At 73.3% G+C, this 19,721-nt stretch carries 16 protein-coding genes; 5 read left to right on the top strand and 11 right to left on the bottom strand.

Features of this window, described 5'->3' with window-relative positions; genetic code table 11:
• Positions 1-57: 57 nt before the first annotated feature.
• Together ACFU9A_RS09985 and ACFU9A_RS09980 are read left to right on the top strand one after the other, a co-directional pair.
• Positions 58-534: a MarR family winged helix-turn-helix transcriptional regulator gene (locus tag ACFU9A_RS09985; RefSeq protein ID WP_430575060.1), complete on the top strand. Its 477-nt coding sequence runs from the start codon at positions 58-60 to the stop codon at positions 532-534.
• Positions 527-1,387, top strand: a complete 861-nt coding sequence (locus tag ACFU9A_RS09980; RefSeq protein WP_430575059.1) for a haloalkane dehalogenase — start codon at positions 527-529, stop codon at positions 1,385-1,387. The genes ACFU9A_RS09985 and ACFU9A_RS09980 overlap by 8 nt, the downstream gene beginning before the upstream one ends.
• Before the next feature lie 20 nt (positions 1,388-1,407).
• Here the strand turns inward: ACFU9A_RS09980 and ACFU9A_RS09975 are convergent, their stop codons facing one another.
• From ACFU9A_RS09975 to ACFU9A_RS09960, 4 genes are all read right to left on the bottom strand, one after another.
• Positions 1,408-3,105, bottom strand: a complete 1,698-nt coding sequence (locus ACFU9A_RS09975) for a dipeptide ABC transporter ATP-binding protein (RefSeq protein ID WP_430575058.1) — start codon at positions 3,103-3,105, stop codon at positions 1,408-1,410.
• Positions 3,102-4,790, bottom strand: a complete 1,689-nt coding sequence (locus ACFU9A_RS09970; RefSeq protein ID WP_430575057.1) for an ABC transporter substrate-binding protein — start codon at positions 4,788-4,790, stop codon at positions 3,102-3,104. Before ACFU9A_RS09970 ends, ACFU9A_RS09975 begins: the two co-directional genes overlap by 4 nt.
• A gap of 84 nt (positions 4,791-4,874) precedes the next feature.
• A complete protein-coding gene (locus ACFU9A_RS09965; protein ID WP_430575056.1) occupies positions 4,875-5,867 on the bottom strand; it encodes an ABC transporter permease in 993 nt (330 codons plus the stop codon).
• Positions 5,864-6,811: an ABC transporter permease gene (locus ACFU9A_RS09960; RefSeq protein ID WP_430575055.1), complete on the bottom strand. Its 948-nt coding sequence runs from the start codon at positions 6,809-6,811 to the stop codon at positions 5,864-5,866. The genes ACFU9A_RS09965 and ACFU9A_RS09960 overlap by 4 nt, the downstream gene beginning before the upstream one ends.
• Positions 6,812-7,082: 271 nt before the next feature.
• Between ACFU9A_RS09960 and valS the strand changes: the two genes are divergently transcribed.
• Complete coding sequence (gene valS / locus ACFU9A_RS09955; RefSeq protein ID WP_430575054.1) at positions 7,083-9,860, top strand: valine--tRNA ligase; 2,778 nt, start codon at positions 7,083-7,085, stop codon at positions 9,858-9,860.
• 58 nt (positions 9,861-9,918) lie between these two features.
• On the opposite strand, the gene ACFU9A_RS09950 is transcribed toward valS, so the two are convergent.
• Positions 9,919-11,166 carry a hypothetical protein gene (locus ACFU9A_RS09950; protein ID WP_430575053.1) on the bottom strand — a complete coding sequence of 416 codons (1,248 nt, stop codon included), beginning with the start codon at positions 11,164-11,166 and terminating at the stop codon, positions 9,919-9,921.
• 119 nt (positions 11,167-11,285) lie between these two features.
• Complete coding sequence (locus tag ACFU9A_RS09945) at positions 11,286-11,681, bottom strand: chorismate mutase (RefSeq protein ID WP_430575052.1); 396 nt, start codon at positions 11,679-11,681, stop codon at positions 11,286-11,288.
• 89 nt (positions 11,682-11,770) lie between these two features.
• Here ACFU9A_RS09945 and ACFU9A_RS09940 point away from each other — a divergent pair, with 89 nt between their 5' ends.
• Positions 11,771-13,564: an AMP-dependent synthetase/ligase gene (locus tag ACFU9A_RS09940; protein ID WP_430575051.1), complete on the top strand. Its 1,794-nt coding sequence runs from the start codon at positions 11,771-11,773 to the stop codon at positions 13,562-13,564.
• A gap of 21 nt (positions 13,565-13,585) precedes the next feature.
• On the opposite strand, the gene clpX is transcribed toward ACFU9A_RS09940, so the two are convergent.
• The 4 genes from clpX to ACFU9A_RS09920 all read right to left on the bottom strand — a co-directional run bounded on the left by clpX (position 13,586) and on the right by ACFU9A_RS09920 (position 17,115).
• On the bottom strand, positions 13,586-14,860 hold the full coding sequence (gene clpX, locus ACFU9A_RS09935) for an ATP-dependent Clp protease ATP-binding subunit ClpX (RefSeq protein ID WP_430575050.1): 1,275 nt from the start codon (positions 14,858-14,860) through the stop codon (positions 13,586-13,588).
• Positions 14,861-15,003: 143 nt separating this feature from the next.
• Positions 15,004-15,720, bottom strand: coding sequence for an ATP-dependent Clp protease proteolytic subunit (locus ACFU9A_RS09930; protein ID WP_430575049.1), 717 nt, complete (start codon positions 15,718-15,720; stop codon positions 15,004-15,006).
• 59 nt (positions 15,721-15,779) lie between these two features.
• Positions 15,780-16,400, bottom strand: a complete 621-nt coding sequence (locus ACFU9A_RS09925; RefSeq protein WP_430575374.1) for an ATP-dependent Clp protease proteolytic subunit — start codon at positions 16,398-16,400, stop codon at positions 15,780-15,782.
• A gap of 136 nt (positions 16,401-16,536) precedes the next feature.
• Positions 16,537-17,115, bottom strand: a complete 579-nt coding sequence (locus ACFU9A_RS09920; RefSeq protein ID WP_430575048.1) for a TetR/AcrR family transcriptional regulator — start codon at positions 17,113-17,115, stop codon at positions 16,537-16,539.
• Between the two features lie 34 nt (positions 17,116-17,149).
• On the opposite strand from ACFU9A_RS09920, the gene ACFU9A_RS09915 reads away from it, so the two are divergent.
• Entirely contained in the window at positions 17,150-18,166 is a 1,017-nt protein-coding gene (locus ACFU9A_RS09915) for a DMT family transporter (RefSeq protein WP_430575047.1), read from the top strand.
• Between the two features lie 47 nt (positions 18,167-18,213).
• Here the strand turns inward: ACFU9A_RS09915 and tig are convergent, their stop codons facing one another.
• On the bottom strand, positions 18,214-19,599 hold the full coding sequence (gene tig / locus ACFU9A_RS09910; protein ID WP_430575373.1) for a trigger factor: 1,386 nt from the start codon (positions 19,597-19,599) through the stop codon (positions 18,214-18,216).
• Positions 19,600-19,721: the final 122 nt, after the last annotated feature.

The following is a 19,721-nucleotide window of genomic DNA, read 5'->3' as shown; positions in this document are numbered from 1 at the left end:
CCGAGCCGGACGACAGGAATACTTGTCATGTTTATCATCTCGCCCTAGGGTGCCGGTATGCCCGCACCCGGAGCGACACCCGGAGCCATGGCCGGCGCCCTCGTCTGGCGCCTGTCGACCCGGTGGCGCACCGCCGTCGACCGCGCCGTGGCCCCCCACGGCCTCACCCATGCCACGTACGTGGTGCTCACCACGCTCTTCGCCCTGCAGCGGGCCGCGGCCCCGCCGAGCCAGCGCGCCCTCGCCGACGCGTCGGGGCTGGAGCCCATGTACGTCTCGCGGCTCATCCGCACGCTGGAGGCCGACGGCCTGGTGGCCCGCACCCGCGACGACCGCGACACCCGCGTGGTGCGCCTGGCGCTGACCGACCGGGGCTCGGCCGTCGTCCACCCGGCGATGCGCACGGTCCAGGCGCTGCTCGACCGGCTGCTCGCACCGCTCGGCGGCCGCGACAGCGCCCGCAGCGCCGAGCTCGTCGCCGTCCTCACCGCCCTGCTCGACGCACCCCTCGACCCAGGAGCCACCGATGCCTGAGCTGTCCGTCCTCGACTCGACGATCCGCTACACGGAGTCCCCGACCGAGGGCCACGCGACGCCCGTCGTCTTCCTGCACGGCAACCCGTCGTCGTCGCACACGTGGCGCCGGGTGCTGCCGGCCGTCGGGCACGGCCGCCTGCTGGCCCCCGACCTGGTCGGCATGGGCGCCTCCGGCAAGCCGGACCTCGCGTACACGTTCGCCGACCACGCCCGCTACCTCGACGGCTGGTTCGACGCCGTGCTGGGCGACGAACCGGCCGTCCTCGTCGGGCACGACTGGGGCGGCGCCCTGGCGATCGACCGCGCGGCACGGCATCCCGGACGGGTCCTGGGCACGGCGCTGTTCGAGGCCGTGCTCCGGCCGGTGCGGCCCGAGCACCTGTCCCCCGCCGCCCGCGCGCGGCGCGAGCTCGTCGCCTCGCCCCAGGGCGAGGTGATGTTCCTCGACGAGGTCACCGCCGTCCGCCAGGCCTACACCGGGGGCGTGCTGAACCCGGTCCCCGAGGCGGAGCTCGCCGCGTACCTCGAGCCCTACCCGACGCGCGAGAGCCGTCGTCCGCTGCTCTCCTGGGCGCGGCAGCTCGGCGCGCCGCCCGCGGAGCTCGTCGAGCGCCTCGAGCGGGCGGGCGCCTGGTTGGAGGACTCGGCTGGCGTGCCGAAGCTGCTGCTCACCTTCGAGGGGTCCCCGACGCTCCTGATCGACGAGCGCGCCGTGGCCTGGGCGCGCGAGCACATGGTGGCCCTCGAGGTCGAGCACCTCGGCGCGGCGGGCCACCACGCGACCGAGGACCGGCCGGGCGAGATCGGCCGCGCCCTCGGCGGCTGGATGGACCGCCACGCCCTGCGCTGAGCGCGGCGCCCGGCGGGAGGTCAGGCGCCCTGCCGCTCCCGCCGGCGTCGCGCCTGGAGCTCCGGGTCGGCGACGGGCGCGGCCCCGACGAGCATCCGGGTGTACTCCTCCTGCGGGTCGCCGAGCACGCGGGCGGTCGGCCCCGACTCGACGATGCGGCCCGCCTGCATGACGGCCACCCGGTCGCTGACGCGCTCCACGACGGCCAGGTTGTGCGAGACGAAGAGGCACGCGAACCCGAGCCGCGCCTGCAGCTCGGCGAACACCTCGAGGACGCGGGCCTGGACGGACACGTCGAGCGCGCTCGTCGGCTCGTCGGCCACGAGGACCGCCGGGTCGAGGGCGACCGCGCGCGCGATGGCGACGCGCTGCCGCTGCCCGCCCGAGAGCTCGTGCGGGTACCGCACGGCATGCTCCGCGCCGAGCCCCACCATGCCCAGGAGCTCCAGCACCCGGGCCCGGTCCTCCGCCTCGCTGCCGTCGCCGTGCAGCCGCAGCGGCTCGGCGACGCACGCCCCCACCGACCAGCGGGGGTTCAGGGTGGACGCCGGGTCCTGGAAGACGATCCCGGTGCGGCGGCGCACCGCCCGCAGGTCCGCCCGCCGGGCGCCGGCCAGCTCGAGGCCGTCCACGACGACCCGGCCGCGGTCCGGCACCAGCAGCCCGGACACCACCTGGCCCAGCGTGGACTTGCCGGAGCCCGACTCCCCCACCAGCCCGAGCACCTCGCCCGCGGCGATCCGCAGGCTCACGTCGTCGGCGGCACGCACGGGCGCGCGGCGACGACCGCCGGGATACACGACGTCGACGTCCTCGAGCACGACGACGTCCCGGGCGCCCGCGGGGGCACCGACGTCCGGCGCCGCCGCCCGGTCGGTGGCGGAGACGCGCTCGCCGCCGACCTGGCGGGCGAGCTGCCGCCCGAGGTGCGGGACGGCGTCCAGCAGGGTCCGCGTGTACTCCTCGCGGGGCGCGGCGAAGAGCTCGCGCACGGGCGCGTGCTCGACGACGCGCCCGTCGCGCATCACCACGACGTCGTCCGCGAGGTCCGCGACCACGCCCATGTCGTGCGTGATGAGCAGCACCGCCGTCCCGCGGGTGTCCCGGAGCCGGCGCAGCAGGTCGAGGATGTCGGCCTGCACCGTGACGTCCAGGGCCGTCGTGGGCTCGTCGGCGACGATCGCCACCGGGTCCTGCGACAGCGCCATCGCGATGAGCGCGCGCTGCAGCTGCCCGCCGGAGAGCTGGTGCGGGTAGGAGCGCGCGATCCGCTCCGGCTCCGGCAGCCCGGCCTCGCGCAGCAGGGCCAGGACCCGGTCGCGCGCGACGCCCCGGGTCATTCGGGCGTGGGCCCGCACGGCCTCGGCCACCTGGTCGCCGATGGTGACCACGGGGTTCCAGGCGCTCATCGGCTCCTGCGAGACCAGGGAGAAGACCGCGCCGCGCACGGCCCGGTACTCCTCGGGGCCCGCGCCGACCAGCTCGTCCCCGGCGTACCGGATGCTCCCCGTCACGTCGGCGCTGGGCGGCAGGAGCCCGAGCACCGCCATCGCCGAGACCGACTTCCCGGACCCGGACTCGCCCACCAGCGCGGTCACCCGTCCCGGGCGCAGCACCCACGACGACCCGTCGACGGCGGGCGTGGCGGCGTCCTCGAACACGACGGACAGCCCCTCCACCTGCAGGAGGGGCTGCCCGTCGCGCGTGTCGGTGCTCACTGGGCCAGCGAGACCTTCAGGTAGTTCGGGTAGGCCGGGAAGTCCGGGATCTCGAAGTTCTGCACCTTGGAGCCGTGCAAGAAGGAGTTCTTCGTGTAGATCAGCGGGACCACCGGGGCGTCCTCGAGGATCGCCTTGTCGGCCTGGGCCCAGACGCCGGCAGCGGCGTCGGCGTCGGTCTCCTGCGTCGCCTGCTCGATGAGGGCGTCCACGTCCTTGTTCGAGTAGCGCGACAGGTTGTACCCGCCGTTGCCGATCTGGGACGTGGCGAACAGCGGCTGGATGTTGCCGTTCGCGCTCGGGAAGTCCGGCTGCCACGAGGAGAGCGTCAGGTCGTAGTCCGACCCGTCGCCCTGCGTCACCGTCTGCGTCCACACGTCCGACGGCTGGGACACGATCTTCACCGTGATGCCGGCGCGCTTCAGGCCCTGCTCGATGGCCTGGGCCTTCGGCAGCGTCGGCGAGTCGTCCGGGACGACGAGCCGCAGCGTGCGGCCGGCCCAGCCGGCCTCCTCCAGCAGCGCCTTCGCCTTGTCCGGGTCGCCCGAGGCGTCGGCCGGGTACAGGTCGAAGTCCTCGCGCCCCGGGATGCCGGGCGTGATGAGGGTGGTGGCGAGCTCGCCGGAGATCTCGCCGCCGGAGGCGACGAGGAAGGCCTGCTTGTCGACGGCGTACTCGATCGCCTCGCGCACCTTCGCGTCGTCGAGGCCGTCGGCCTCGGTGTTGATCGCGAGGTAGGCCAGGGCCCCCGGGCCGGAGGTCACGAGGCGCTCCTTGGCGGACGCGTCGTTCTGCACCTGGGCGAGCTGCGCCGCGGGCACGAAGGTCGCGCCGAAGGCGTTCTGGTCGTCGCCCGCGTCCGCGATGAGGCGCTGCGCCACGACGGTCTCGTCCTGGCCCAGCTCGAAGACGATGGAGTCGGGGCCGGCCGTGCGGACCTCGTCCGTCGACGCGTCCCACTTGTCGTTGCGCTCGAGGGTGACCGAGGTCCCCTCCTTCGTCTCGGCGACCGTGTACGGGCCGGTCGCGACCGGCGTCGTGGTGTAGGTCGAGACGTCGTCCTTGGCCTCGGGCACGGCGCCGAACGCCGGCATGGAGACGATCCACGGCCAGTCGCCGTAGGCGCTGTCCAGGTGGAAGACGATGGTCTTCTCGTCGGGCGTCTCGATCGAGGCGAGCTCCTTGCCGTCGTACGGTCCGGCGTAGTCGTCGCCGCCGGTGAGCAGGCTCTTGTGGTAGCTCAGGCCGCCCGAGAGCTCCGGGGCGAACGAGCGCTCCACCGAGTACTTGACGTCCTGGGACGTGATCGGGGTGCCGTCCTCGAACGTCACGCCGTCCTTGAGGGTGTAGGTCCAGGTCGTGCCGTCGTCGGACACGGTGCCGGTGTCGGTGGCGAGGTCGGGCACGACCTCCGTGCTGCCGTCCGGGTTGGTCTGCCACGCCGTGAGGCGGCGCTCGACCAGGCCGAGCGTCGTGATGGCGAGGTTCTGGCTCGTCGCCGGGTCCCAGTTGATGGACGGGGCCGAGGTGAGGATGTGCAGCGTGCCGCCCTTCTGGACGGCGGTCGGGCTGCCGGTGGTGCTGTCGTCCTTCTCGTTCGCGCCGCACGCGGTGAGCACCAGCGCGAGCGCGGCGACGGCGGAGACGGCGCCGACGGCGCGTCGGCGGGCGAGGTTGCGGGTCATGGTCTTCTCAGTACCTCTCGGGGAGTTCGTCGGGGTCGGGGTGTCGCGTCACGCGGGGACATCGCCCGGCGTGCAGGCGGGCGCTCATGCGCGCACCCTCGGGTCCATGACGCCGTAGACGACGTCGACGAGCAGGTTGGCGACCACGATGAGGGCCGCCGAGAAGAAGGTGACGCCCACCAGGAGCGGCACGTCGGTGTTGCCGACGGCGTCGAGCAGCAGCGCGCCGAGCCCCGCCATCGAGAACACCTTCTCGGTGATGACGGTGCCGCCGAGCAGCACGCCCAGGTCGAGGCCGAAGAGGGTGACGACCGGCACCATGACGTTGCGCAGGGCGTGCCGCGTCACGACGCGCCGCTCGGTGATCCCCTTGGCCCGCGCCGTCCGGACGTACTCCGACCCGAGGGCGTCGAGCATCTGCGCGCGGGTGAGCCGGGCGTAGATCGCCGCGGACAGGAACGCGAGCACGCACCACGGCAGCACCAGGTGCCAGGCCCAGTCGACGGGGCTCGTGGTGAACGGGACATACCCGTTCACCGGCACCATGTCGAGCGTGAAGCCGAACAGCAGGATGCCGAGCAGCCCCACGAGGTAGCTGGGCGCCGAGACGCCCGTGATCGCCGCGACCATGATGGTGCGGTCGACCGCCGTGCCGCGGCGCACCGCCGCGACCACGCCGCCGGCCACGCCGGCGAGCAGCCACAGGACGGCGGCGCCGATCGCGATCGAGAAGGTGACCGGCAGCCGCCCGACGATGAGGTCGGTGACGGGCTGGCGCAGCACGAAGGAGTAACCGAGGCAGGGGGCCGGGCAGTCGATCTGCGCGCCGGCGGACCCGAACGTGCGGCCGGTGAAGATCCCCGTGACGAAGTTCCACCACTGCACGACGAAGTTCTGGTCGAGGCCCATGAAGGCCCGCGCCGTCTCGAGCCGCTCGGGGGTGCACGGCCGCCCGCAGGCGAGCTGGGCAGGATCGGCCGGCAGCAGCACGAAGATCGCGTAGGTCAGCAGGGACACCGCGAGCAGCACGAAGACCATGCTCGCGAGGCGCGTGCCGAGGAACCGCAGGGAGCTCACTTGCGGCCTCCGGAGCGCGGGTCGAGGGCGTCGCGCAGGCCGTCGCCGAACGCGTTGAACGCGAGCGTGATGCCGAAGAGCGCGATGCCGGGGAAGACGAGGTACATCGGGTCGGAGCTGAACCAGGTGACGGCGTCCCCGATCGAGCGGCCCCACGACGGCGTCGGCGGCGGGACGCCGACGCCCAGGAAGGACAGCGCGGCCTCGGCGCCGATCGCGCCCGGGATGCTGATGGTCGCGAAGACGACGACGGTCGCGGCGAGGTTGGGGAGCACCTGGCGGAACAGGACGTGCCCGTGCCCGGCACCGAGCGCCTGGGAGGCGCGCACGAAGCCGCGCGAGCGCAGCCCGAGGGCCTGGCCGCGCACGACGCGCGCCACCGACGACCAGCTGAAGAACCCGATGACGAGCACCAGCAGCAGGAGCGGCGGGAAGGAGTCGGGCACGACGGCGCCGATCGCGATCATGAAGATCAGCGCGGGCAGCCCCAGCATCACGTCGACGCCGCGGCTGACCACCCAGTCGACCCAGCCGCCGAGGTAGCCGGCCAGCAGGCCGAGGACCGTCCCGATGAGCATCGAGACGACCGTGGCGCCGATCCCCACGACCAGCGACGTCCGCGAGCCCATGAGGACGACGGCGAAGAGGTCGCGACCCGTCAGCGGCTCGACGCCGAACCAGTGCTCGGCGCTGACGCCGCCGCCCCAGCCCGCCGGGGCGCCCGTCGCATCGAGGGCGCCCAGGTCGTAGGTGTACGGGTCGACCCCGACCAGGCGGATGATGAGCGGCGCGAGCAGGGCGACCAGCACGTACAGCAGCACCACGACCGCGCCGGCGACGGCGAACCGGTCCCGGGCGAACCGGCGCCAGAACGTGCGGCGCCCGACCGCGGGCGCGGGCTGCCCCTCGGGCACGACCAGCTCGTCGGCGTGGTCGAGCGTCATGGGAGCTCCTCGGGTGTCAGACGGGCAGGGCGAAGCGGTGGCGGCAACACCGACAACACATCGCCTGCATCTCGTCCTCCCGGGACTTCGTGCGGTCCGGCCCGCACGAGGCGGCCGGACGGTTCGAGGGTGACGCCCGAGGGGCGCCGGCCGTCACGATACGACGGTTCGGGGCCCGTTCCGGACACTCGTCCATACTATGACACAGGCATCCAGCAAGTGAGATATGGGTGGGCGGAGAGCCACCTCGCATCTGGGAGAATGAGCGACCATGAGCGACTTCCCGACCCCCGAGGCGCCGACCGCGCCCGCGCAGACCCCCGCAGCGACCCCGACCGCCGGCACCGTAGCCGGCGACGTCGTGCGCGCGGTGGTCCGGGAGGTACCGGACAAGGTCAGCCTGGACGGCCTGGAGCAGCGGTTCGACGAGCGCTGGTCGGCCGAGGGCACGTACGCCTTCGACCGCACCGCGACGCGCGAGCAGGTGTACTCGATCGACACCCCGCCGCCCACGGTCTCCGGCTCGCTGCACGTGGGCCACGTGTTCAGCTACACCCACACCGACACCGTCGCGCGCTTCTGGCGCATGCGCGGCAAGAAGGTCTTCTACCCGATGGGCTGGGACGACAACGGCCTGCCCACCGAGCGCCGCGTGCAGAACTACTTCGGCGTCCGCTGCGACCCGTCGCTGCCGTACGTCGAGGGCTTCGAGCCGCCGCACCAGGGCACCGACGGCAAGAACGTCAAGCCCGGGGACCAGGTGCCCGTGAGCCGGCGCAACTTCATCGAGCTGTGCGAGCGGCTCACCGCCGACGACGAGCGCCAGTTCGAGGAGCTGTGGCGCCGCCTCGGCCTGTCCGTGGACTGGGCCCAGAACTACCAGACCATCGACGCCACCTCCCGCGCCGCCTCGCAGCGCGCCTTCCTCCGCAACCTCGCGCGCGGCGAGGCGTACCAGGCGGAGGCCCCCGGCCTGTGGGACGTGACGTTCCAGACCGCCGTGGCGCAGGCCGAGCTCGAGGCGCGCGAGTACCCCGGGTTCTACCACCGGGTCGCGTTCCACCGCCCCGACGGCGGCGAGCCGGTCTACATCGAGACCACCCGCCCCGAGCTCATCCCCGCCGTGGTGGCGCTCATCGCCCACCCCGACGACGAGCGGTACCAGGGCCTGTTCGGCACCACCGTCGCCTCCCCCCTGTTCGGCGTCGAGGTCCCGGTGCTCGCGCACCCGGCCGCCGCGATGGACAAGGGCGCGGGCATCGCCATGTGCTGCACCTTCGGCGACCTCACCGACGTGCAGTGGTGGCGCGAGCTGCAGCTCGCCACGCGCTCGGTCATCCAGCGCGACGGCCGCCTGTCCCGCGAGACGCCCGCCTGGATCGCGGGCGGCCCGGGCGAGGCCCTGTACACCGAGGAGCTCGCCGGCAAGACGGCGTTCTCCGCCCGCACGGCCGTCGTCGACGCCCTCCGCGAGTCGGGCGACCTCGACGGCGAGCCGTCGGCCACCCAGCGCATGACGAACTTCTACGAGAAGGGCGACAAGCCCCTCGAGATCGTCACCTCCCGCCAGTGGTACATCCGCAACGGGGGCCGCGACTGGGAGGCCCGCGACCTCAAGGCCGAGCTCCTCGCGCGGGGCAAGGAGCTCGACTTCCACCCCGACTTCATGCGGGTGCGGTACGAGAACTGGGTGAACGGCCTCAACGGCGACTGGCTCATCTCGCGCCAGCGCTTCTTCGGCGTGGCCGTGCCGCTCTGGTACCCGGTGACCGAGGCCGGCGACGTCGACCACGACCACCCGATCGTGCCCTCCGAGGCGGAGCTGCCCGTCGACCCGACGTCGCAGGCCCCGGCCGGCTTCGACGAGTCGCAGCGCGGCGCGCCCGGCGGCTTCGTCGGCGACGCCGACGTCATGGACACCTGGGCCACGTCGTCCCTCTCGCCGCTCATCGTGTCCGGCTGGGAGCGGGACGCCGACCTGTTCTCCCGCGTCTACCCGATGGACCTGCGCCCCCAGGGCCAGGACATCATCCGGACCTGGCTCTTCTCCTCGGTGGTGCGGTCGCACCTCGAGTGCGGGGTGCTGCCGTGGAAGCACGCGGCGATCAGCGGCTGGATCCTCGACCCGGACCGCAAGAAGATGTCCAAGTCCAAGGGCAACGTCGTCACGCCGATGGCGCTCCTGGAGGAGCACGGCGCGGACGCGGTGCGCTACTGGGCCGCCGCCGCCCGCCTGGGCACGGACGCGGCCTTCGAGGTCGGCCAGATGAAGATCGGGCGCCGCCTCGCGATCAAGGTGCTCAACGCCTCGAAGTTCGCGCTGACCTTCGGCGTGGACGCCGAGACCGGCGCGGGCGAGATCGTGCTCGACCCCTCGCGCGTCACCGTCGCGCTGGACCGCGCGATGCTCGCGGGCCTGGCGGAGGTCGTCGAGCAGGCCACGGCCGCGTTCGAGGCCTACGACCACACCCGCGCGCTCGAGGTCACCGAGACGTTCTTCTGGACCTTCTGCGACGACTACCTCGAGCTGGTCAAGGACCGCGCGTACGGCGCGGGCGCCGCGGCCACCGAGGTCACCGCCGAGACCGAGTCCGCGCGCACGGCCCTCGCCCTCGCGGTCGACACCCTGCTGCGCCTCCTGGCGCCGTTCCTGCCGTTCGCGACCGAGGAGGTCTGGTCGTGGTGGCGCGCGGGCTCGGTTCACCACGCCGCGTGGCCCGTCGCCGCCCCGCTGCGCACGGCCGCCGGCGACGGCGACCCCGTGCAGCTGACGGCCGCCGGGCACGCCCTCGCCGCGCTCCGCAAGATCAAGTCGGAGGCCAAGGTCTCCATGCGCACGCCGATCCTCGCGGCGTCGATGGCCGTGCCAGCCGCGCTGCTCGACGGCGTCCGGTCCGCGATCGACGACGTCCGAGGCGCCGGCCGCGCCACCGGGACCCTCGAGGTCGTCGAGGCCGCCGAGGGCCAGGGCAACCCGGACGTCCAGGGCGGCATCGTCGTCACCGCCTCCGAGCTCGGCGAGCCCCCGGCGCGCAAGCCCAAGGCCTGACCGGGCGCGACGCCGCGCCGGCACGCCGGCGGGTCGGGCGACCTCGTCCCCCGGCGTGCTAGCGCGGCGTCGTGAACCGGTCGCCGTCACCGCTCATCGTGGCGGCGACCTCCTTCGGCGTCCCGTCGTCGTGCCACCGCAGCGTCGCGCCGACGCCGTCCATGAGGTCCACGGACCCCTCGGGCGCGAACGTCAGCGCGGCGTCCTGCGCGATCGCGGCGCGCAGCAGGGCGGAAGGCGCGGGCAGCTCCTCGAGCCCGTCCGTGACGCCGAGGTCCTCCAGGTCGCTGCGCGAGGTGGCGACGTGCATCGGGTCCGGCCCGATCCACAACGTGCGGCCGCCGAGGAGGCCGGACAGGTCCGCTCCCCCGGCACCGTTGCTCGGTGCGGTGAGCACCGCCGCGGCGTCGAGGGCGAGCTGCTCGGACAGCACCAGCGCCTTCACCTGCCCGCGGGCGAGGACGGCGACCACGTCCTCGACCGACGACACGGCTCCCTCCTCGCGCCCCTGGTCCTGCCGGAACTCGGCGAGCACGACCTCGCGCCGCCGCTCCCGGTAGGAGTCGAGGGCGTCCTCGACGCCCGCCTCGAAGCTGTCCGCCCGGATCCCCGGGCCGCGCCCGCCGCCGGCCACCTCGACGGCCCGCCGCCCGGCCTCCTGCCCGAGCTCGGCGCGCACGAGGTTCACCGCCCGCACGTCGCCGGTGAGCAGCACGACCTCCGGGCGCCCCTCGGCCACGCGCCGGTCGATCTCGGCCGCCACGGCGGCGGCGTTGCGCTTCCAGGAGTCCTCGGCACGCGACTCGATGATGGCGCGCTTCGTGCCGGTGCTGGACGTCTTGCTGACCTCGTCGTTCGGGCCCTCGAACGTCTCCCGCGCGCCGCCGGGTCGGCCGACGGCGTCGCAGGGCCAGAAGTCCGCGCCGCTGCGGTCGACCGCGACGCAGAGGGCGTCGACCGTCTCGTCCGCCGCGAGGGCGGCCTGCAGCAGCGCCGGCACCGGGAGCCAGACGCCGGTCGCCACGGCGGGCGGGTTGCGCAGCACGCGGTCCACGGCCACGCCGCCGTCCCCCGCGATGAGGACCCTGCCGTGCGTGCCGGCCACCCGTGTGGGCCGCAGCACCGCGGCCTCGAGCTCGTCGAGCACCTCGGTGGGTGCCGACTGCCGCTCGAGGGAACGTCGTACCGCCCGCCAACGGTTCGCGACGTCCCTGTCGCCCGCCTCGGCCGAGGGCGTCGCGTCCAGGTAGACGGTCGCGAACGGTCCGGGGCGGCCGACGAGGGGCTTGAGCCAGTCGATCTTCATCCGTGATCCCCCTGATGTCGTCGTCGGCTGTGGCCTCCAGCCTGCGACGGAAACGCGGCCGACGCCACCGCGTCGGCCGGAGGGTCACGACCCCGTGGCCGGGATCAGATCTCACCCCTTCAAGCGTAGGTGTCCAGGGGCGGCAGCTCACCCTTGAGCCGCCCCTGGGCGTGCTCCGCGGCGATGCGCTCGTGGTGGCGGATCACCTCGGAGACGATGAAGTTGCGGAACTGCTCCGTGAACTCGGGGTCCAGGCCGGCGCCCTGCGCGAGCCCCTTCAGGCGGTCGACCTGCTGCCGGTCGCGCGACGGGTCCGCCGGCGGGAGCCCGCCCACGGCCTTGAGCTCTCCCACGCGCCGGGTCATCTTGAACCGCTCGGCGAGCAGGTGCACCAGCGCGGCGTCGATGTTGTCGATGCTCGCGCGCAGGTCGAGGATCTCCTGCGGCATCCCGTCGTCGGCCGGGCGGCCGGCCGGCGCGGGCACGGGTGTGGTCTCGTCGGGGGTGTCGGGCATGGGTCGATCCTACGAGCCCGCGGACGTGCGAGCGTGTAGGGTCCCTCTTCGGCCTGAGACGGCCGACCCGACGCACGGAGAGAGAACAGATGACGGTCGCGACCACGCCGAGCCTCGTGGAGGTGCCCGAGGGCACGAGCATCAGCACGCTCCTCGCGGACCGGGTGGCCCGGGCCGGCGACCGTCCCCTCGTCGAGCGGCGCGCGGCGACGGACGGGTCCTGGGTGCCGGTGACGGCGGGCGAGTTCCAGGCCGACGTGCTCACGGTGGCCCGCGGGCTCGTCGCCCGCGGGATCGAGCCCGGCGACCGCGTCGCCATCATGTCCCGCACGCGCTACGAGTGGACGCTGCTCGACTTCGCGGCCTGGGCGGTCGGCGCCGTCGTCGTCCCCGTGTACGAGACCTCCTCCCCCGACCAGGTGCGGTGGATCCTGGCCGACTCCGGTGCGCGGCTGGTCGTGGTGGAGACGCCGGCGCACGCCGACGCCGTGCGGCAGGTGCATGACGACCTGCCGGACCTCGAGGACGTCCTGGTGATCGCGACGGGTGCCGTGGACGCGCTGCGCGAGGCCGCGGCGTCCGTGCCCGCCGCCGACGTCGCCGCCCGCCGGGACGCGGTGCGCCGCGACGACCTCGCGACCATCGTCTACACGTCCGGCTCGACGGGCCGTCCGAAGGGCGCCGAGCTCACCCACGGCAACTTCGCGCACCTCGCCCTGAACGCCCGTCTCGCGCTCCCCGAGCTGCTGGAGGCCGACGGCGCCCGCACGGTCCTCTTCCTGCCGCTCGCGCACGTCTTCGCCCGGCTGATCCAGGTCGCGGTGATCGCCAGCAGCTCGGTGCTCGGCCACCTCCCGGACGTCAAGACGCTCACGGACGACCTGCGGACCTTCCGTCCGACGTTCCTCCTGGCCGTCCCGCGGGTGTTCGAGAAGGTCTACAACTCGGCCGAGCAGCGCGCCGGCTCCCGCTCGCGACGCCGCGTCTTCGCCTGGTCCGCCCGCGTGTCCGGCGCGTACTCGCGCGCCCTCGACGACGGCCGCGTCCCCCTGGGCCTGCGGCTGAAGCACGCCGTCGCGGACCGGCTCGTCCTCGCGAAGCTCCGCGCCGCGATGGGCGGCGCGCTGCGGTACGCGATCTCCGGCGGCGCCCCGCTGGGCGACCGCCTCGGCCACTTCTTCCGCGGGGCGGGGCTCACCGTGCTCGAGGGCTACGGCCTCACCGAGACGACGGCGCCCACGGCGGTCAACCTGCCGTCGGACCTGCGCATCGGCACGGTGGGCCCGCCGTTCCCGGGCACCTCCGTGCGCGTGGACGACGACGGCGCGGTGCTGGTCTCCGGGCCGCACGTCTTCCGCGGGTACCGCGGGCGCCCGGACCTCACGGCCGAGGCGCTGGTGGACGGCTGGTTCCGCACCGGTGATATCGGCGCGATCGACCACGGGCACCTGCGCATCACGGGCCGCACCAAGGAGATCATCGTGACCGCGGGCGGCAAGAACGTCGCGCCGGCGCCCCTGGAGGACCGCGTGCGCGCGCACCCGCTGGTCTCGCAGGTCGTGGTGGTCGGCGACGCGCGCCCGTTCATCGGTGCCCTGATCACCCTCGACGCCGAGATGGTGCCCGGCTGGCTGGCGACGCAGGGCATCCCGCCGATGTCCGTGGGCGCCGCCCGCACCGACCCGCGGGTGCTCGCGGCGCTGGACGCCGCCGTCGAGGAGGCGAACACCGCGGTCTCCCGGGCGGAGTCGATCCGCAAGTTCCGGGTGCTCGAGGGCGACTTCACCGAGGCGAACGAGTACCTCACGCCCTCGCTGAAGGTGAAGCGGGACCTCGTGCTGCATGACTTCGCGGGCGAGGTCGAGGAGCTCTACACGCGCTGACCCCGACGCCCTCCGCGGGGCTCAGGCCGACTTCTCCCGCGGGGGGCGGCGGCGCACGGGCGACGTGCGCGGCACCAGCGTCGGGTTGACGTTCTCCAGCACGACCTCGCGCGTCACGACGACCCGCTCCACGTCGTCGCGGCTGGGCACGTCGAACATCACCTGCTGGAGGACCTCCTCCATGATGGCCCGCAGACCGCGCGCGCCCGTGCCCCGCAGCAGCGCCTGCTCGGCGATCGCCTCGATGGCCTCCTGCTCGAACTCGAGCTCGACGCCGTCGATCTCGAACATCCGCTGGAACTGCTTGACGAGCGCGTTGCGGGGCTCGGTGAGGATCCGCACCAGCGCGCCGCGGTCCAGCGGCGAGACGGAGGCGATGACGGGCAGGCGGCCGATGAACTCGGGGATCAGGCCGTACTTCTGCAGGTCCTCGGGCCGCACCTCGGCGAACAGGTCGTCGTCGGCGACGGTCTCCATGGGGGCGCTGAACCCGATGCCGCGCTTGCGGGCGCGGGACGCCACGATGTCGTCGAGGCCGGCGAACGCGCCCGCCACGATGAACAGGACGTTCGTGGTGTCGATCTGGATGAACTCCTGGTGCGGGTGCTTGCGCCCGCCCTGCGGGGGCACCGACGCCGTCGTGCCCTCGATGATCTTCAGGAGCGCCTGCTGCACGCCCTCGCCGGAGACGTCGCGCGTGATCGACGGGTTCTCGGCCTTGCGGGCCACCTTGTCGACCTCGTCGATGTAGATGATCCCGGTCTCGGCCTTCTTGACGTCGTAGTCCGCGGCCTGGATGAGCTTGAGGAGGATGTTCTCGACGTCCTCGCCCACGTAGCCGGCCTCCGTGAGGGCCGTGGCGTCGGCGATGGCGAACGGCACGTTGAGCATCTTCGCGAGCGTCTGCGCGAGGTACGTCTTGCCGGTGCCGGTCGGGCCGATGAGCAGGATGTTGGACTTCGCGATCTCGACGGCGTCGTCGCCGTCGCGCGCGGCCTCGCCCGCCTGGACCCGCTTGTAGTGGTTGTAGACCGCCACCGCGAGCGCCCGCTTGGCCGGCTCCTGCCCGATGACGTACTGCTCGAGGAAGTCGAAGATCTCGCGCGGCTTCGGCAGCTCGGTGAGCCCCAGCTCGGCCGCCTCGCCGAGCTCCTCCTCGATGATCTCGTTGCACAGGTCGATGCACTCGTCGCAGATGTACACGCCGGGTCCGGCGATCAGCTTCTTGACCTGCTTCTGCGACTTCCCGCAGAACGAGCACTTGAGCAGGTCTGCGCCGTCACCGATCCGAGCCACCGGGAGCCTCCATGTCCTGAGTGCTGGTCCTGCGTCCATTCCACACCACGGGGGCGTCGTTGTCAGCCGAGTGCCCCGGTGCGTCGTGTCACGGGGCCCGCATCCTCTCCTCGAAGAGGGCGCGGGCCCCGTGACGTTGCAGGTCAGCGCGCCGCGAGGGCGGCCGGCTTGCGGCTCTCGAGCACCTGGTCCACCAGGCCGTAGTCCTTCGCCTGCGCGGCGGTGAGGATCTTGTCGCGCTCGATGTCCTCGCGCACCTGGTCCACCGACTTGCCCGTGTGGACGGCCAGCGTCTCCTCGAGCCACTCGCGCATGCGGATGAGCTCGTTGGCGTGGATCTCGATGTCGGACGCCTGGGCGTAGCCGCCGCCCTCCATCGCGGGCTGGTGGATCAGCACGCGGGCGTTCGGCAGCGCGAGGCGCTTGCCCGGCTGGCCGGCGGCCAGCAGCACGGCCGCGGCCGAGGCGGCCTGGCCGAGGCACACCGTCTGGATCTGCGGCTTGATGAACTCCATCGTGTCGTACAGGGCGGTCATCGCCGTGAACGAGCCGCCCGGGGAGTTGATGTAGATCATGATGTCGCGGTCGGGGTCCTGGCTCTCCAGGACCAGCAGCTGCGCCATGATGTCGTCGGCCGACGCGTCGTCGACCTGGACGCCCATGAAGATGATGCGGTCCTCGAACAGCTTGGTGTACGGGTCCTGACGCTTGAACCCGTAGGCCGTGCGCTCCTCGAACTGGGGCAGCACGTACCGCGACGACGGGGCGCCGTGCGGCAGCGCGACGCCGCCGGGACGGCCCGCGGCGCCGGCCAGGTTCTGGGCCCGGAGGGCGAACTGGTACTCCTCGGAGTAGCTCACTGTGGTCTCCTCACGTAAAGGTCGGTGATGTCCTCGCGGGACGGGGCGGGCGGGCGGCGTCAGGACGCCGCGGTGCCGCCGCCGCCCGAGACCGAGGACGCGTTGGTGACCACGTGGTCGACGAACCCGTACTCGAGCGCCTCTTCGGCGGTGAACCAGTTGTCGCGGTCGTTGTCCTTGAGGACCTGCTCGAGCGGCTGGCCGGTCTGCTCGGCCGTGAGCTCCGCGAGCACCTTCTTCATGTGCATGATCAGCTGCGCGCCGATCCGCACGTCGGTCGCGGTCCCGCCGACGCCGCCGGACGGCTGGTGCATCAGCACGCGCGCGTGCGGCGTGATGTAGCGCTTGCCCTTGGCGCCCGACGAGAGCAGGAACTGCCCCATCGAGGCCGCCATGCCCATCGCGATGGTCGCGACGTCGGGCTGGATGTACTGCATCGTGTCGTAGATCGCCATGCCGGCGGTGATCGAGCCGCCGGGGCTGTTGATGTACAGCCAGATGTCCTTGTCCGGGTCCTCCGCGGCCAGCAGCATCATCTGGGCGCAGATGGCGTTCGCGTTCTCGTCGCGCACCTCCGAGCCGAGCCAGATGATGCGCTCCTTGAGGAGCCGGTTGTAGATGGAGTCGTTGAGGCCGAGGCCCGGGCCATCGGCACGCGCCACCGGCGTCGAACCGTCCATCCGCAGCAAGTCGTTCACGTCCGTCTCCTTCGTCATCGCCGTCGATCGACCCTAACGTGCGCCGGTGCGGCGAAACGTCCCGGAGCGGGCCCTTTTCGCTGCGGGCGCACACGCGCCGGCCGCCCGGGGCGTCCGCTCAGGCCCGGGCGGCCTCGCACAGGGTGCGCGCCGCGCGCCGCGCCGTGCGGAACGGCTCCGCGGGGGCGCCGAGGCCGGACGCCGCGAGGGCGCCGTCGTAGAGCAGCACCAGGGCGGCCGCGAGGTCCGCGGGGCGCCGCAGCCCGGCGGCGCGGCACTCCCCCGCCACCAGGTCGAGCACCCACGCCTTCTCCCGGGCGACCTCCACGGCGACCGGGTGGCCCGGGTCCTCGGTCTCCGCGCGCGCGTTGATGGCGGCGCAGCCGCGCCCGCCCTCGGCCGCCATCCAGAGCCCGGCGGCCTCGAACAGGGCCAGCACGCGGTCGACCCCCGCCGCGGGGTGCCCGTCGAGCACCCGGCGCAGATGCGCTTCCCAGCGCGCGTCGCGCTCGCGCAGGTACGCCACCTCCAGGGCCTCCTTGGACCCGAAGCGGTCGTACAGCGTCTTCTTCGTGACCCCGGCCTCGGCCGCGATGGTGTCGACGCCGACGGCGTGCAGCCCCCGCGCGTAGAAGAGGCGCGAGGCCGCGTCGAGGATCCGGCGCGCGGCCGGGGTGAGGGTGGTCTGCGCGGTCATGCGACCGACTATACAGATCTGTATATTGGCGAGCATGAGTAAACAGATCGGTATACCCGCGGGGGCGGTGACCGCCCTCGCCTCGGTCGCGTTCGTGCTCGCGTGGAGCTCCGGCTTCCTGGGGGCCAGGTTCGGCACCGGGCAGGCGCCCGTGCCCACGCTGCTCCTGTGGCGGTACGTCGTGGTGGTCGTGGCGCTCGGGGCGGTCCTCGGGGTCGCACGGTGCGCGCGCCTCGCCCGGCGTCGCGGCCGCGACCCGGCACCCTCCCCGGGCAGCGTGGCCGCGCACCTCGCCCGCCCGGGCCGCGAGGGTCGCCAGGCCCGGCACCACGTCGTCGTCGGGCTGCTCTCCCAGGTCGGGTACGTGCTCCCCGTCTACGGCGCGATCGCGCTCGGGGTCAGCACCGGCGCCACGTCGCTGGTCGACGCCGTGCAGCCCGTGCTGGTCGCCACGCTCGTGGGGCCTCTGCTCGGGCAGCGCGTGCGCCGCCTGCAGTGGGCCGGGCTGGCCACGGCGTCCGCGGGCGTCGCGCTGCTCGTGTCCGCCGACCTGCGGGTGACGGCGGCGCCCGCGTGGGCGTACGCGCTCCCCGCGGCCGCGGTCGCCTCGCTCGTGGCCGCGACGTTCCTGGAGCGGCGCCGGCCGGCGACGCTGCCCCCCGGTCCGATGCTCGCGCTGCACGCGTCCGTCGCCGCCGTCGTGCTCGCCGTGCTGGCGATCGCCACGGGCACGGCCGCGCCGCCGGCGGACGCCGCGTTCTGGGCCTCGACCCTCTTCCTCGCGCTCGTGCCCTCGCTGGCCGCCTACCGGCTGTACTGGTCGCTGCTGCGGCGCGTGGACGTCACGACCCTCAACGCCCTGCTGTTCCTCGTCGTCCCGACCACGACGCTGGCGGGCGCCGCGCTCTTCGGCGAGCCGCTGGGACCCGTCGTGTCCGCCGGCCTCGCCCTCGCCGGCCTGGGCGTCGCCGCCGTGATCCGCGGGGAGGCACGCCGGCCCGCCCCCGCCCGGTCACGCACCGCGCACGACGACGGCCCGCACCGTCCGTGAGGACGATGCGGGCCGTCGGGGTACGTCAGGTCCGGAGGTTCCGGGGATCAGGCCTTGGCCGTCTCCTCCGGGGTCTCCTCGGCGGCCGCGTCCGACGCCTCGGCCGGGGCGGCCTCCGCCTCGACGGAGCCCTCGACCTCGGCGGCCGCGGCGTCCTCCTCCTCGGTGCCGATGAACTCGGTCAGGTCGACGACGTTGCCGTCGGAGTCCTTGACCTCGATCTCGCGCAGCGCGACCGCGAGGGCCTTCGAGCGCGCGACCTCACCGACCATGGCGGGGATCTGGCCGCCCTGGTCCAGGCTCGAGATGAACTGGTTCGGGTCCATGCCGTACTGCTGCGAGGCCTGCACCAGGTACTCGACGAGCTCGCCCTGGCCGACCTGCACCTCGAGCTTCTCGGCCAGCGTGTCGAGCAGGATCTGGTTCGTGAGCGCCTTGGTGGCGTCCACGGTGACCTCGGCGCGGTGCTCGTCGTCCTCGAGGCGGCTCTCCGACTCCAGGTGACGGTGCACCTCGGCCTCGACGGCGCCCGACGGCACCGGGACCTCGACGGCCTCGAGAAGCTTCTCGAGGAGCAGGTCGCGCGCGGCGACGGCCTGGTTCGACGTCTTGATCGACGCGACCTGCTCGCGCAGGTCCGCCGTCAGCTCCTCGAGGGTGTCGAACTCCGAGGCGAGCTGGGCGAAGTCGTCGTCCGGCGTCGGCAGGTCGCGCTCCTTGACGGCGGTGGCTGTGACGGTGACCTGCGCCTCCTCGCCCTCGTGCTCGCCGCCTGCGAGCTTCGTGGCGAAGGTCGTGGTCTCGTCCGTCGACAGGCCGGTGAGCGCCTCGTCGAGGCCCTCCAGCATGTTGCCGGCGCCGATCTGGTAGGAGACGCCGGAGACCGAGTCGATCTCCTCGTCGCCGATGACGGCCTTGAGGTCGATGACGACGTAGTCGCCCTCGGCGGCCGGGCGGTCGACGCCCACGAGGGTGCCGAAGCGCTCGCGCAGCGCGTCCAGGCGCTCCGTGACGTCCTCGTCGGTGACCTCGGTGCTGTCGACCGTGATCTCGATGCCCGACAGGTCGGGGAGGGTGATCTCCGGGCGGACCTCGACCTCGGCGGTGAACGCGAGCTGGCCCTCGCCGGCGGCGGCGGGGATCTCGGTGACCTCGACCTCGGGCTGGCCCAGCGGGCGCAGCGACTCCGACGTCACGGCGTCGCGGTAGAAGCCCGACAGCGCGTCGTTCACCGCGTGCTCGACGACCGCACCCCAGCCGACGCGCTGGTCGATGATGCGCGGGGGAACCTTGCCCTTGCGGAAGCCGGGGATGTTCACCTGCTCGGCGATGTGCTTGTACGCGTGGTCGATGCTCGGCTTGAGCTCGTCGTACTCCACCTCGACGGTCAGCTTGACCTTGGTGGGCTCCAGGTTCTCGACGGCGCTCTTCACTTCGATGGTCTCCAACGGTTCGGGTGCGTTGCGCGCGCGTCTCACCGGCGCGAGCCGGCCTGGTTGCTGCGGCGCGGGGTGCGGGGACCGTACGACGGGCGTACGGGCAACCCGTTCATGCT

Origin of the sequence: Isoptericola sp. NPDC057653 (assembly GCF_042799955.1) — a bacterium.
In the GTDB taxonomy this organism is placed as follows: Bacteria; Actinomycetota; Actinomycetes; order Actinomycetales; family Cellulomonadaceae; genus Isoptericola.
The sequence above is the reverse complement of the archived record's forward strand: the minus strand, read 5'-3'. Positions and strand labels throughout refer to the sequence as shown.